Here is a 13,968-nt window from a genome sequence, read left to right on the forward strand (position 1 = left end):
GCCCAGGAGGAGTGCTATGAAGAATTATTGGGATCCTGAAGCGCTGATCGAGCAATTTACGATTCTTCCAAAGGAACAAATGTGGATCGAAGAAAAGCGTTTGGATAATCGACTGGGCTTTGCCGTTCTCTTCAAAGTGTTCCAGCAAGAAGCCCGTTTCCCGGCCAATCCTAAAGAAGTGCCGATGGGGGTCGTCCGCTTTCTCGCTAAACAGTTAAAGGTGCCCATAGCGACATGGGACCAATACCTTGGAAGGAAAGGACAGGAACCAGCCATCGCGCGGAGATCCGTCGCCATTTTGGATTTCGGGATGGGTCTCTTCAAGATGAAACGGAAATCATCCAATGGTTGCTCCCTCAGGTTTGGGATCACGCCCAGGACGAAGAGGCGTTACAAGCCGTTGTATATGCGGAATATCGGCGGCGTAAAGTGGAACCACCCCCGGATGGTCAACTCGGACGCCTAGTTCGTTCAGCAATACGGACGCAGGAGCAACAGTTTTTCGTAGAGACGTACCAGAAGCTCTCTGCGGGTTCTGTCGCCCGAGTGGATGCTCTCATCGACTCCTGGGCGGAAATGGAGGAGGTGTGGAGAGTAACGATCCCTCGGAAGCGATCACCTTCCGGAAGTTGACGCTGGGACCCGGACGCGCTTGCAAAGAGAGCCTGCTTCTGGAGATCCGAAAGTTAAAGACCATCCGTCACCTGGAACTCCCGGCGGACTTGCTGTCCCACGTACCCACGAAGATGCTGAAACGATATCGGATGCGGGCTGTCTCAGAGGAGCTTCGGGAACTTCGTCGGCATCAGCCACCGGTTCGGTACTCATTATTCGCCGCCTTCTTTTGGTCCCGGGCCCAGGAGATTACGGATAGTTTGGTGGAATTGTTAATCACCATTGTCCATAACATCCGGATCCGGTCCGAACGAAAAGTGGAACGGGAGCTGTTGCATGAAGTGAAGCGGGTGCGGGGAAAGAGAGACTTGCTGGTGCAACTCTTGGAGGCGACGCTGGGCCACCCAGATGGCATCATTGGAGAGGTCCTATATTCCGTAGTCGATCCCGAAACTCTGCTTGACCTGTTGAAGGAGTTGAAGTACACCCAATTGGTCTACAAGGAAAAAGTATACGTCAAGATGCGAGCCTCTTACAGCCAATCCTACCGCCGGGCCCTTGCCGACCTCCTGGAGATCCTAACGTTCCGTTCCAATAACGAAATCCACCGACCGGTGCTCGCCGCTTTGAAGCTCGTGAAACAGTACATTGGAACGAACCAGAAGTATTTCCCCGTCACCGATGAGGTGCCCATCGAGGGGGTGATCCGTCCGATGTGGCGGGAGACGGTTTTGGAGACCGATCCGCAGGGCCGACCCAGGGTCAACCGGATCAACTACGAAATCTGTGTCTTCCATGCGTTGCGGGATCAATTGCGGTGCAAAGAGATCTGGGTAGTCGGAGCGGACCGCTACCGCAACCCGGAGGAGGATTTACCCGATGATTTTGAAGCCCGCCGGCAGGAGCACTACCACACCTTGCAACAGCCTTTGGATGCCGATGCCTTTATCGCTCAAATGAAGAAAGCCCAGCATGCGGCTTTGTCACAACTGAATCAAGGACTTCCCAGGAATAAAAAAGTGGCCGTGACCCCTCACAAAGGTGGCTGGATCTCCGTTTCCCCTTTGGAGGCTCAGCCGGAACCAAAACAACTCTCCCGGTTAAAACAGGAAATTGCCCGTCGTTGGTGGATGGTCAAGCTTATCGATTTGTTGAAGGAAGCGGATTTGCGTGTGGGCTTTACAGACGCCTTTCAGTCGTTGGCCACCCATGAACGCCTGGACCGGAAGGTTATCCAGAAGCGGCTGCTGCTGTGTCTATACGGGTTGGGCACCAACATGGGGTTGAAGCGGGTCGCCGCCGGTAACCCCGATGTGACCTACAAGGATCTGTTGTACATCAAGCGGAAGTTCATCCATCGGGACAACGTGAAGGGCGCGATCGCCGAAGTCGTGAACCACATCCTCAAGGAGCGACTGGAGGAGGTTTGGGGCGAGGCTACGACCAGCTGTGCGTCCGACTCGAAGAAGTTCGGTGCCTGGGATCAAAACCTGATGACGGAATGGCACATCCGCTACCGCGGCCGCGGGGTAATGGTCTATTGGCATGTGGAGGAGAAATCCGCCTGTATCTACTCTCAACTGAAAACCTGTTCCTCTTCGGAGGTCGCGGCCATGATCGAAGGTCTGTTGCGCCATTGCACCGACAAGGATGTGGAGAAGAACTACGTGGACACCCACGGGCAAAGCGAGGTAGCCTTTGCTTTCTGCCATCTGTTGAACTTCCAACTAATGCCCCGGTTTAAAAATATCGGATCCCAGCGGCTCTACAAGCCGGAGGCGGGGTCCGCAGAGGCCTATCCAAACCTGCAACCGGTGTTGGCCAAGAACCCGATCCGATGGGATCTGATCTGGCACCAATACGATCAGATGGTGAAGTATGCCACGGCTCTTCGTTTGGGAACGGCGGAGACAGAGGCGATTCTAAAGCGATTCCAGCAGAACCGTTCCCACCCCACGTACCAAGCGTTAAGCGAACTGGGTAAAGTCGTGAAGACAATTTTTACCTGCAATCCGAAGAAGTCCGCCGTGAAATCCACTAAGGGTTGAATGTCGTGGAGAATTGGAACTCCGCCAACCATTTTATCTTCTTCGGGCGAAGCGGCGAAATCACCAAAAATCAGCCGGAGGAACAGGAGATCGCCATTCTCTGCCTCCATCTACTCCAGAACTGTTTAGTCTATATGAATACCTTGAAGATCCAGCATCTCCTGAAAGAAAAATCGTGGAGAGAGACCATGACCCCCGAGGATTTCCGGGCACTCTCCCCGCTGATTTACAGCCATATCAACCCTTATGGCGAGTTTAATGTCGACTTAACTCAACGACTTGCATTGTAGAGAGGAGATCCATCATGATCGAGCATCGGACACCCGCCCACAAAAAGGCCAAGGAATTGGCCAAGTACTTGCGCGGGGAACGGCCGAACTATGATTACCTGAAAAGTGTCTTCCGCCACCTGAGAAACTGAATTGGAAGTGGAGGTGCCCCAGGCACCCAAAAAACTGCCCTATGTTCCTACCGAGGAGGAAATTCGACGGTATTACGAAGCGGTGTGGAAAGCGAAAAATATTCAGGACATGATGATCATCAAAACCCTTCTTTATACTGGAGTCCGGGTGAGTGAACTGGTCGGAATCCGCCTGACGGATGTCGACTTGCAGCATTGTCAGATCCGGATCAATCAAGGTAAGGGCAAGAAAGATCGGGTGGTCCCATTTCCGCCAGCCTTCAAAGAAACGTTGGCTCTCCATATCCAGCATGCTAAACAAAACGGAGGCACCTACCTATTTGAATCCAATTGGAAAAAGAAATACACGGACCGCGGGATCCGTAAAATCCTCAAAAAGTATTCCGACCAGGCGGGGATGGAACAATCCATCTCCCCCCACAAGCTCCGTCACTTTTTGCTGACCTGCTTGAAAAAGAAAGGGATCGACGATGCCTTAATCCAGCCGTACTCAGGGCATGCCAGTCGGCAGTCCTTGGAGGTTTATTCGAAGTTAGCGATCACAGAGGCGCAAGGAGAATATAACCGAGTGATCCACGAGTTTCCGGTATAAAAAAGCCACCCTCATAAATAAGGACGAATTAAATCCCATTTATTGTATGTATTGCGGATTTCGTAGCATTGCTAGTTCTGCCCCGTTAAGGCGATCAGAAGCCACAAAAAACCCGGCATCCTGTACGTTAAGGAGCCGGGTTTTTGGAGGAGTCGTCGGTAGAATCTCCGTCTACGCTTCCTTATTTTAACTTTCTAAAATAAATGGGTATAAATTGATATTATATTTTTCTTTGACTGGAACGAAGAAATTCAAAAGAATCAGGTGGATGGGCAAGAAATCGCGGTGTTGAGCCTTATACGTCTCTCCCAATTTAATTATACAATATAGATAGGATTAGATATAGACTGTTTATTCTTAAAGATACGTTATAGAATTTATGCATATTCTGACTTATGCATATGCTTTGCAACTCGCAAGGGACTATTATCGAACCGACTCTAATACAAACTCCAAAAAAATTAGAGATATGCTCCAGATCACCAAAGGTGGAATTGCGACAGATAGAGTCTGAAAGAAGGAGAGAATTGAAATGGGTTCCTATGTTATCAGTTTTCAGGAGATTGATACGCAACATTTGCTGGTCGGAAGAAAAGGGTGGAATTTAGGAGAACTATCGAAGATTCATGGAATACAAGTGCCAGAAGGATTTTGTGTTACGACAGAAGCCTATCAAAAAGCCCTCAAACAAAACGAAGCCTTCCACGCATTGTTGGATCAACTAACATTGCTAAAAGTAGAAGATCGAGATCAAATTGGTGAAATCAGCAGGAAGATTCGACAAATCATTATGGAAGTAGAAATTCCTTCCGATGTTGTGAAAGAAGTTGCTCACTATCTCTCCCAGTTTGGCGCTGAACATGCTTATGCAGTGCGTTCCAGTGCAACTGCTGAAGATTTGCCACATGCCTCTTTTGCTGGTCAACAAGACACCTATTTAAATATCATTGGAAAAGAAGCCATCCTGCAACATATCAGCAAATGTTGGGCTTCCCTTTTCACGGATCGCGCAGTAATTTACCGAATCCAAAACGGATTTGATCACAGCCAAGTTGACCTATCCGTTATCATTCAACGGATGATTTTCCCACAAGCTTCAGGAATTTTATTTACTGCTGATCCGATTACTTCCAATCGAAAGCTACTATCTATCGATGCTAGCTTTGGACTAGGAGAGGCCCTTGTCTCCGGGTTGGTATCTGCCGATTGCTATAAGGTACAAGAAGATAAAATCGTCGATAAGATGATAGCAACCAAAAAATTGGCTGTTTATGGACGAAAAGAAGGTGGGACAGAGACACAGCAGATCGATCCTGATCAGCAAAAGACGCAAACACTTACTGAACAACAAATTTTACAACTGGCACGTATCGGAAGACAGATTGAAGCTTATTTTGGTTGCCCACAAGATATCGAATGGTGTTTGGTTGATGATACATTTTATATTGTCCAGAGTCGTCCAATCACTGCTTTATACCCCATCCCTAAAGCGAATGATCAAGAAAATCACGTCTATGTATCTGTTGGTCATCAGCAAATGATGATCGACCCCATGAAACCGTTGGGATTGTCTTTTTTCCTGTTAACGACTCATGCACCCATGCAAACAGCTGGTGGAAGATTGTTTGTTGATATCACACATAATCTGGCTTCACCTGTTAGCAGAGAAATTTTATTAGATACCCTGGGACAATCCGATCCGCTCATAAAAGACGCACTTATGACCATAATAGAGCGGGAAGATTTTATAAAATCGTTACCAAATGATAGAAAAGAACAGAGTCCCGGTAAAAACAATAAAGGTATGTCGCCTGCCGGTTTTCAAGCACAAATCGAAAACGATCCGACAATCGTTTCTGATTTGATTAAGAGCAGTCAAACATCGATAGAAGAGTTAAAGTATAATATCCAAACGAAATCAGGACCGGATTTATTTGATTTTATTCTAGAAGATATCCAGCGATTAAAGAAGGTTTTATTTGATCCACAAAGCTTGGGTGTGATTCAAGTTGCTATGAATGCTTCATCATGGATCAATGAAAAAATGAACAAGTGGTTAGGTGAAAAAAACGCAGCAGACACGCTTTCTCTATCTGTACCAAACGATATTACTTCGGAAATGGGTCTGGCGCTACTGGACGTCGCAGATGTGATTCGTCCTTATCCAGAAGTAATTGATTATTTACGGCATGTAAAAGATGATAACTTTTTGGATAAACTGGTCAATTTTGATGGTGGGCAGGAGACCCAAAACGCTATCCTTGCTTATCTCAACAAATACGGAATGCGATGTGCCGGAGAAATCGATATTACGAAAACTCGTTGGAGCGAAAAACCAACTACACTCATCCCCATGATTCTCAATAACATCAAAAACTTTGAACATAATGCTGGCAATCGGAAGTTTGAGCAAGGGCGACAGAAAGCTTTGAAAAAAGAACAAGAGTTATTAGATCGGTTGAAACAACTACCGGATGGTAAACGAAAAGGCAAAGAGACAAAACGAATGATCAGCCTAATCCGGAATTTCATCGGTTATCGTGAATATCCAAAATACGGCATGGTTAATCGCTACTTCGTTTATAAGCAGGCTTTACTCAAACAAGCCGAACAACTCGTACAAGCCAACGTTATTCATGAAAAAGAAGATATATACTATCTCACTTTTGAAGAACTTCGCGAAGTTGTACGCACAAATAAACTGGAATACCAGATCATTAGCAAACGAAAAGACGAGTACAAATTATATGAAAAACTGACTCCCCCGCGTGTTATCACGTCTGATGGTGAAATCATTACGGGTGAGTACAAACGGGAAAATCTCCCAGCTGAAGCGATTGTAGGTCTGCCTGTTTCTTCCGGAGTTACAGAGGGACGAGCACGTGTCATCTTAAACATGGAAGATGCTGATCTAGAAGAAGGAGATATATTAGTCACTTCCTTTACTGATCCTGGCTGGACACCATTGTTTGTGTCCATAAAAGGTCTTGTCACCGAAGTTGGTGGACTGATGACCCACGGAGCAGTTATCGCACGTGAATATGGCCTGCCAGCAGTTGTCGGAGTGGAAAATGCCACCAAGCTAATAAAAGATGGGCAACGTATTCGAGTAAATGGAACAGATGGCTATATCGAAATATTATGATTGCTGAATACCTCCGGATTTAATTAATAGCACACTGCAGTGTTTACCAGAGCGGTATCTCGCCATCCCTACCGGGCACCATTGAAAAAAACCGGCTCTTTAGCGTACAATTTTCTTTTTTCGGTCCGCTGACCCCTGCTTCGACAGGGGCGCGCTTTTTGATGGGCGAGGAGGTGATGGAGCATACACGATCCCCCAATTAATTCCACCTAGAACTGTATATATTACATGTATCTCGGACTACCCCCTTGTTAATGTGATCCTGAACCATCGGTTACAGGAGATCTGGGGGGGACAACGTCCTGCGTTTCGGATTCGAGGTGAAATTCAAACCAATCAGTTGGAGGATCAGGAAGTATAACTAAAACCTAAAGAGTGCTCCAATTTATGTAGCAATATCAAATTATTGTGAACCTAGCTCCTTTAACAGAGGTAATAACCCCCATAGGTTCTGGAGAACGTATTCCGGCGATGGGAGGTCCAGGGGCCAAGAATCTTGTTGCTTTAGCCAGGCGACTTTCATGCCAGCCTGTCGGGCACCGGTAACATCGTTTATCGGATGATCACCAACGTAAAGGCACTCTTCAGGTAAAATCCCTAAACGTTTAGCACCGCGATGAAAAAGAACAGGATCAGGCTTTTTTATTCCTTCCTCCTCTGATACAAGCACCGCATTGATATAGGGAGAGAGCCCTAATTGGTGAATATTTGCCTTTTGGAACACAGTTTCTCCATTCGTAATAATTGCTGTCTTTAATCCTGTGTTTCTCAGTAATCGGAGAAGTTGGCGAGCGCAAGGACGGCTGACACAGTGGGGAGCGAAACTACTTTGGTATTCTTCTAACAGGCTCTCGTACGCTAAACCTTCGATTGGCCATTCCTGTAACAGTTGTTTATACACTTGGTCTTTGGTCACATACCCACCTGTATCCAATTGAATAAACCGATTACACCACTCGTTCAACGGAACGGATTGAAGTTTGTTGTAATGCTGGTGGTACTGAGCCTGAATAAATCTGCGAAGAGACTCGCTACGTTTAGCAATGTTTCGTCTAGATTGAACAGAACGGCTCGTATCATCATATCCTCCTAGCATCGGATTTTTACTTGATCATATCACAGTCAAAACTCTCTCTAGTTTGGGAGTTAAAAGCGGGGTGAGAAGTAATTGTTCCTTGAAAAAGTAAAGACATCACACAATTCTCTAAAGAAGCATGATTCTTACCCGGACCCTAAGCTCGCTGGTATCACTATATACATTAACGGTTGCTGTGCGGCGGTTCTGCCCCTATTGGTGAGTTTTGGATGCAGAATATTATCTTAATTTCATTTACTTGTCTTCACAAGTCTGTTACAATACAAACATAAAGTGAATAGATTGTGACGGCAAAGGCGCCTTCAATGTTTACCATTGGGGTGCCTTTTTGCCAAAAAGGAGAAAGACGATGCGGTGATGTCGATTGAGAATCTTTGCAGAAAACACACTTCATTGACGGATGAAGATATCCAGCAAATCTGCGATTTGAGTAAAAATCTCCAAATGATCGCTGATCTGTCCCAAGCGAATGTATTTATCGATTGTCCGGTCCAAGACGGCCCCCACGCCGTAGTGGTTGCGGAAGCGAGCCCCTCGACGGGATCTTCCCTGTACAAGAAATCCGTTGTGGGACAGTGGGCCTATGAGATGTACGAGCCAGCGGTGGCACGGACTCATCAGACGGGAGAACCTACCATTCGCAACCGGGCGATTACTCAAGAGGGGAAAACGGTAAAACAAAGTGTGGTTCCAGTAAAGAACGATCAAGGCAAAACGATCGGCTCCCTGATTATGGAGCAGGATATCAGTCTGCAGCTACGGCATGAGAACCAACTGCGTGCCCTATCTCATACAACGGAGCATCTCAGCGAGACGTTGATGGGGATGACAGAGCAGGGGTCGCTGATCTCCGATCTGATTCAGGAAGCGCTGTTCCTGGTGAACCGTAAAGGCCACATTGTCTACGCGAATACACAGGCGCTCAATTTGCTGGGGGAGAATAAAGGACAGGAAGTCCCAGTAGAAGATCAGCTTGAGTTTCTTCGCGACCTGGATTACCGATCACACGTGGTTCACTATGAAGAAGTCCGATCGGGGAGAAAGACGCTGGGGGTCAAGAGCATCAGTCTGCGAAAGGACAACCGGCGCATCGGCACCCTGTTGATGATTCGGGATGTAACGGAACTTCGGGAAAAAGAGCGGCAACTAATGGTGAAATCTACGGTGATCAAGGAGATTCACCATCGGGTGAAGAACAACCTGCAGATGATCGCCAGCCTCCTTCGCCTGCAAATGAGGAGGACTCGCTCTAAAGAAGTGAAAAGCATCTTTCAGGAGAGTCTGAATCGAATCCTCAGCATCGCCTCCGTCCACGAGATCTTCTCCAATACCGGTCTGGAAGAAGTGGAGATCCTGGAGATGATGAAAAAGATCGGGGCAAAGCTGGTGGTGAACGGTCAACCTGACAAGGAGATTGAAATCGCTTTCACTGGGAAACCGATCATTCTCTCATCCGACAAGGCGGTGTCGCTGGCCCTGGTGGTGAATGAGCTGATCCAGAACAGTGTTGAACACGCCTTTGTTGACCAGCCATACGGTCGGATCGGAGTACACCTTGAGCCCCTGGGGTATGAGGTACGGGTACGGATTTGGGATGATGGATACGGGTTACCCACCGAGCGAAACGAGGGAGCTTCACTCGGTCTGCAAATTGTTCGGACCTTGGTGGAACAGGACTTAGCCGGTTCCTTCTCCATCTTTCCGACAACAAAAGGGACTGAAGCGATCGTCCAGATTCCGTTGGAGGAGGGATAACATGCCGGAACGCATCCTAGTGGCGGAAGATGAATCGATCATGCGTATGGATCTGAAGGAGATGCTGATGGAAGCGGGATACGAAATCGCCGGGGAAGCCGGCGACGGAGAGCGGGCGGTGGAATTGTCCTACCGCTTTCGCCCTGACCTGATCATCATGGACATCAAGATGCCGAAGATGAACGGGATCAAAGCGAGCCGGATCATCACCCGTTCTCTACAGATTCCCATCCTGCTATTGACTGCGTACAGCCAGAGGGAGTTGATAGAGCAGGCGAAAGACGCGCTGGTTACCGGTTATCTGGTAAAGCCAGTCCGCGAATCGGACCTGATTCCGGCGGTGGAAGTCGCCCTCGCCCAAGCTGGACGAATCGCCTCTATGCAACAGAAGATGGACACAGTGGAGCAGAAACTCAAGGATCGAAAGGTGGTGGAACGAGCGAAGGGCCTATTGATGAAACAGTACGACTGGTCGGAAGAACAGGCATATCAGTATCTGCGGAAGAGCAGTATGGACCGGCAAATACCCATCGGTGAGCGGGCCGGGGAGATTTTGAAGAAGCAAGAAGGAAAAGTATATCAAAAATGAATAGAAAAAGAGGCAATGGCGCCCAAGAACCCTCATCAGAGGGAGTTTCTTGGGTGCTTTTCTGTTAAGGGAGGCAAAAAGATGGGGAAGAAACCGTTAATCGGCATCACCGGATACCACGTTCGGGGAGAGGAGGGGTACGGTGGGAGCTTTCGCGGGTTACCCGGTCAGGGATTCAGCATCGTCGGCCACGACTATATTCGCGCGGTCGAGCGGACGGGTGGTGTGGCTGTGGGAGTTCCCGTCGGAAGACAGAAAGATTGCCGCACCATCCTGGAAGGGTTGGACGGTCTGGTCTTGAGTGGTGGAGAGGATATCGATCCTTCTCTGTACGGAGAGCGACCGGACATGCGCTGCTGGCAGCTAACCCCGGAGCGGGACTGGTTTGAATTGGCGCTGATTGAAGAGGCGATCCATTTACGGAAACCAGTGTTGGCCATTTGCCGCGGAATGCAGCTGTTCAACATTCATTTCGGAGGGACATTGTATAAGGATGTCGCCGATGTAAGAGTTGAGACCCTAACCCACCAATTTAACCGGGCTCCGCGCTGGTATTTAGCCCACCGGGTCAAGCTGCTCCATCCTATCCTAACCGATTTATATGGAAAGGCGGAAATCGATACAAACAGCTACCACCATCAGGTGATCAAAGAACCAGGTGAGGGACTGTTCGTGTCAGCCACCGCCGAGGACGGGGTGGTGGAAGGATTGTATCACCCGGACCACCCCAATATTCTCGCTGTCCAGTGGCACCCGGAGACGATGGCGGTGGAGTATGAGGAAGGGTTGCTCCCTTTCCGTTGGCTTATCGAACAAGTTAAGGGCGAAGGAGGAAAAAAAGATGAAAAGTGAGATTCAATCACGCTGGAATTACTGTTGGATTGATGGCCGTAAAGTGGAATGGGCCGAGTCGGTGGAGGTGACCAATCCAGCAACGGGGGAGGAGATCGGTTACATTCCCAACGGGGGAGAGGAGCTGGCAATAAAGGCTGTCGATGCTGCCCATCAAGCATTTCCTGCGTGGTCCAAGCAGCCAGGCCCTGAGCGATCTCGTTATTTGAAGGAATGGGCGCGAAGGATTCAAGCAAAGAGCACTGAATTGGCCCAACTCCTCTCCCAAGAGCAGGGTAAGCCCGTCTCTGAGGCGGAGGGAGAGCTAAGGGTTGCCGCTGAGTTTGTGGAGTGGTATGCCGAAGAGGCCAAGCGAATCTACGGGGAAGTAATCCCTCCTTCCCGCTCCAATCATCGGATTACTGTTCTGCGACAGCCGGTGGGGGTGGCGGCGCTGATCACTCCCTGGAACTATCCTGCGGCGATGGTCACCCGTAAGGTAGCTCCAGCCCTTGCAGCCGGTTGTACGGTTGTTATGAAACCACCAAAGGAAACGCCCTTGATTGCTGTGGCTTTGTTCGAAGAGTTAATGGCGACGGGTCTGCCCGATGGGGTGGCCAACCTGGTGACAGGCAAGGCATCAGCTATCGGTCAGGCATGGCTCACTGATTCACGGGTGCGCAAACTCTCCTTCACCGGGTCGACAGAAGTGGGCAAGATGTTGATGCGCCAGGCGGCGGACCAAGTGAAACGTCTTTCTCTGGAGCTGGGAGGAAACGCGCCAGCGATCGTCTTTTCTGACGCCGACCTGGACAAAGCTGCTGACGCTATTGTGGACAACAAATTTGAAAACTGTGGCCAGATGTGCAATGGGATCAATCTGATCTATGCTCACCGAGAGATTGCCGATGCTTTGACGGAGCGAATCACTGACCGAGTACGGCAACTGAAGGTGGGAGAGGGGAGCCAGCCAGGGATGCAAGTGGGGCCCCTGATCAATGAAGAAGCACGCCATAAAGTGTCCTCTTTGATCGAAGATGCCCGGAAAAAAGGAGCAGAAATCCGGGTTGGGGGAGAGGAGTTGTTTGAGAAAGGCAGTTTTTATGCGCCGACTGTTCTGTCTGGAGTGGATGATTCCATGAAGCTCACCCAAGAAGAGGTATTCGGTCCCGTCGCTCCCATTCTCGCCTTTGATAAGGAAGAGGAGGTGATCGCTCGCAGTAACCGGACACCCTACGGACTAGCAGCCTATCTATTCACCCAAGACGTTAGCCGTATTCATCGTGTCAGCGAAGCGTTGGAGTTCGGCATGGTCGGGGTGAACGGAACCTCTCTCAGTTTCCCGCAAGCTCCCTTTGGCGGTATCAAGGAGAGTGGCATGGGTCGGGAAGGGGGACACCACGGGTTGAAGGAGTTCCTTGAGTTGAAGTATATCGCCACAGTATTGGATTGATTGAACCATAAGGAGGGGCCGATAATGAGCCAGACGTATACCAAAGCGCGAGCCAAAGGGATGATGACCAAACAGGAGCTGGAAGAAGCCGTCCGGGACGGGCGTATTGACACTGTGATCGTTGCAATTGTTGATATGCAGGGACGATTGATGGGGAAACGCTTGACAGGGGATTATTTTCTGCAAGGTGGACTGGATCACGGCACACATTTTTGCAATTATCTGTTGGGAACGGATATGGAGATGAACACGCCTCCAGGGTTCCGGGAGATGAACTGGGAAGGGGGATACGGCGACTGGCTGGCCCGTCCGGACTGGTCTACCCTGCGTTGGATTCCCTGGTTGAACAAAACGGCAATGGTGTTAGCCGATGTCGTCTCCGAGGAGACTGGGGAACTAATTGACATTGCTCCCCGCAGCATTTTGAAGAAGCAACTTCAAAAAAGTCGGAATCGTGGTTTTCACGTCGTGATGGCCAGCGAGCTGGAGTTTTATACGATGGAGGAAACCTATGAATCGATTCACGACAAGGGTTATGAGGGATTATTAACGGCAGGCCGTTACAATGAGGATTACAACCTGCTACAGGGAACGAAAAATGAGCCGCTTTATCACAAATTCCGACAATATATGACAGAATCAGGGATTCCCGTCGAATCCTCTAAGGGGGAAGCCTGCGCCGGCCAGCACGAGGTGAATTTGGTATATGCCGATGCGCTCACCTCGGCGGACCGTCACGTTTCGTTCAAACACGGTTTGAAGGAGATCAGCATTCAGGAAGGATATGCAATCACGTTTATGGCCAAACCAGATCATCAGTGGACGGGGTCCAGTGGCCATATCCACATCAGCTTGTGGGACCCGGATAAAACGAACAATCTCTTCTATGACCCCACCGCAGAGAATCGCATGTCGGAGACGATGCGTCACTTCCTTGGAGGTGTGATGAAATATACACGGGACTTCTCCCTCTGCTTCGCTCCAAACGTCAATTCCTACAAGCGATTTGCTCTGGAGAGCTGGGCTCCAGTCCATATCGTATGGAGTCGCGACAACCGTTCTGCTGGTATCCGCATCGTCGGGGACAAGCAAGGTCTCCGGATTGAGAATCGGATTACAGGGGCGGATATTAATCCATACCTGGCCTATGCGGCAATGATTGGCGCCGGTCTGGAGGGAATTGAACAGAAAATCGAACCGGAAGAGGAATTGAAGGGGAACGCCTATGAATCGAACGGTTCACTCCGCATCCCCAAATCGCTGTACGAGGCGATTGACTGCTGGGAAGAAAGCGATGCGGTGAAAAAGATTCTGGGCGAGAGTGTGGCTTACCATTACGGGTATGCCGCCAAGCTAGAGCAGCAGGCCTATGATGCGGTTGTCACCACTTGGGAACGCGCCCGATATTTTGAGCAAGGATAAA

The 13,968-nt window shown here is 49.2% G+C and carries 10 protein-coding genes and 1 pseudogene; 10 read left to right on the top strand and 1 reads right to left on the bottom strand.

Annotation, left to right across the window (positions count from 1 at the left end):
• Nucleotides 1-16: 16 nt before the first annotated feature.
• The 5 genes and pseudogenes from FN782_RS17455 to ppsA all read left to right on the top strand — a co-directional run bounded on the left by FN782_RS17455 (nt 17) and on the right by ppsA (nt 6,821).
• Nucleotides 17-633, top strand: a pseudogene (locus FN782_RS17455) (DUF4158 domain-containing protein).
• Nucleotides 588-2,663, top strand: a complete 2,076-nt coding sequence (locus FN782_RS06940; protein WP_425462690.1) for a Tn3 family transposase — start codon at nt 588-590, stop codon at nt 2,661-2,663. Before FN782_RS17455 ends, FN782_RS06940 begins: the two are co-directional and overlap by 46 nt.
• Nucleotides 2,664-2,668: 5 nt before the next feature.
• Nucleotides 2,669-2,953 (top strand): Tn3 family transposase, encoded by a 285-nt coding sequence (locus FN782_RS17460; protein WP_425462691.1) that lies wholly within the window; start codon nt 2,669-2,671, stop codon nt 2,951-2,953.
• 138 nt (nt 2,954-3,091) lie between these two features.
• On the top strand, nt 3,092-3,676 hold the full coding sequence (locus FN782_RS06945; RefSeq protein ID WP_246064884.1) for a tyrosine-type recombinase/integrase: 585 nt from the start codon (nt 3,092-3,094) through the stop codon (nt 3,674-3,676).
• A gap of 532 nt (nt 3,677-4,208) precedes the next feature.
• The gene (gene ppsA, locus FN782_RS06950; protein ID WP_142505036.1) at nt 4,209-6,821 is read left to right on the top strand and encodes a phosphoenolpyruvate synthase; all 2,613 of its coding nucleotides are present in this window, start codon (nt 4,209-4,211) and stop codon (nt 6,819-6,821) included.
• Between the two features lie 403 nt (nt 6,822-7,224).
• Here the strand turns inward: ppsA and FN782_RS06955 are convergent, their stop codons facing one another.
• Nucleotides 7,225-7,917: an HAD family hydrolase gene (locus FN782_RS06955; protein ID WP_142505037.1), complete on the bottom strand. Its 693-nt coding sequence runs from the start codon at nt 7,915-7,917 to the stop codon at nt 7,225-7,227.
• A gap of 357 nt (nt 7,918-8,274) precedes the next feature.
• Here FN782_RS06955 and FN782_RS06960 point away from each other — a divergent pair, with 357 nt between their 5' ends.
• The 5 genes from FN782_RS06960 (at nt 8,275) to FN782_RS06980 (ending at nt 13,967) form a co-directional block, all read left to right on the top strand.
• The gene (locus FN782_RS06960) at nt 8,275-9,672 is read left to right on the top strand and encodes a sensor histidine kinase (RefSeq protein ID WP_142505038.1); all 1,398 of its coding nucleotides are present in this window, start codon (nt 8,275-8,277) and stop codon (nt 9,670-9,672) included.
• A 1-nt stretch (nt 9,673) separates the two neighbouring features.
• Nucleotides 9,674-10,261 carry an ANTAR domain-containing response regulator gene (locus FN782_RS06965; RefSeq protein WP_142505039.1) on the top strand — a complete coding sequence of 196 codons (588 nt, stop codon included), beginning with the start codon at nt 9,674-9,676 and terminating at the stop codon, nt 10,259-10,261.
• A gap of 81 nt (nt 10,262-10,342) precedes the next feature.
• On the top strand, nt 10,343-11,113 hold the full coding sequence (locus FN782_RS06970; RefSeq protein WP_185956103.1) for a gamma-glutamyl-gamma-aminobutyrate hydrolase family protein: 771 nt from the start codon (nt 10,343-10,345) through the stop codon (nt 11,111-11,113).
• Nucleotides 11,103-12,545 (top strand): NAD-dependent succinate-semialdehyde dehydrogenase, encoded by a 1,443-nt coding sequence (locus FN782_RS06975; RefSeq protein WP_142505041.1) that lies wholly within the window; start codon nt 11,103-11,105, stop codon nt 12,543-12,545. The genes FN782_RS06970 and FN782_RS06975 overlap by 11 nt, the downstream gene beginning before the upstream one ends.
• Nucleotides 12,546-12,569: 24 nt before the next feature.
• Complete coding sequence (locus FN782_RS06980; RefSeq protein WP_142505042.1) at nt 12,570-13,967, top strand: glutamine synthetase family protein; 1,398 nt, start codon at nt 12,570-12,572, stop codon at nt 13,965-13,967.
• Nucleotide 13,968: the final 1 nt, after the last annotated feature.

The organism is Melghirimyces algeriensis (assembly GCF_900182565.1).
Lineage (GTDB): Bacteria > Bacillota > Bacilli > Thermoactinomycetales > DSM-45169 > Melghirimyces > Melghirimyces algeriensis.

Bases quoted from the DNA above. Each gene is read 5' to 3' on its own strand.
- ppsA (WP_142505036.1), top strand. From the start codon at position 4,209: ATGGGTTCCTATGTTATCAGTTTTCAGGAGATTGATACGCAACATTTG.
- FN782_RS06955 (WP_142505037.1), bottom strand. From the start codon at position 7,917: ATGCTAGGAGGATATGATGATACGAGCCGTTCTGTTCAATCTAGACGA.
- FN782_RS06960 (WP_142505038.1), top strand. From the start codon at position 8,275: ATGTCGATTGAGAATCTTTGCAGAAAACACACTTCATTGACGGATGAA.
- FN782_RS06965 (WP_142505039.1), top strand. From the start codon at position 9,674: ATGCCGGAACGCATCCTAGTGGCGGAAGATGAATCGATCATGCGTATG.
- FN782_RS06970 (WP_185956103.1), top strand. From the start codon at position 10,343: ATGGGGAAGAAACCGTTAATCGGCATCACCGGATACCACGTTCGGGGA.
- FN782_RS06975 (WP_142505041.1), top strand. From the start codon at position 11,103: ATGAAAAGTGAGATTCAATCACGCTGGAATTACTGTTGGATTGATGGC.
- FN782_RS06980 (WP_142505042.1), top strand. From the start codon at position 12,570: ATGAGCCAGACGTATACCAAAGCGCGAGCCAAAGGGATGATGACCAAA.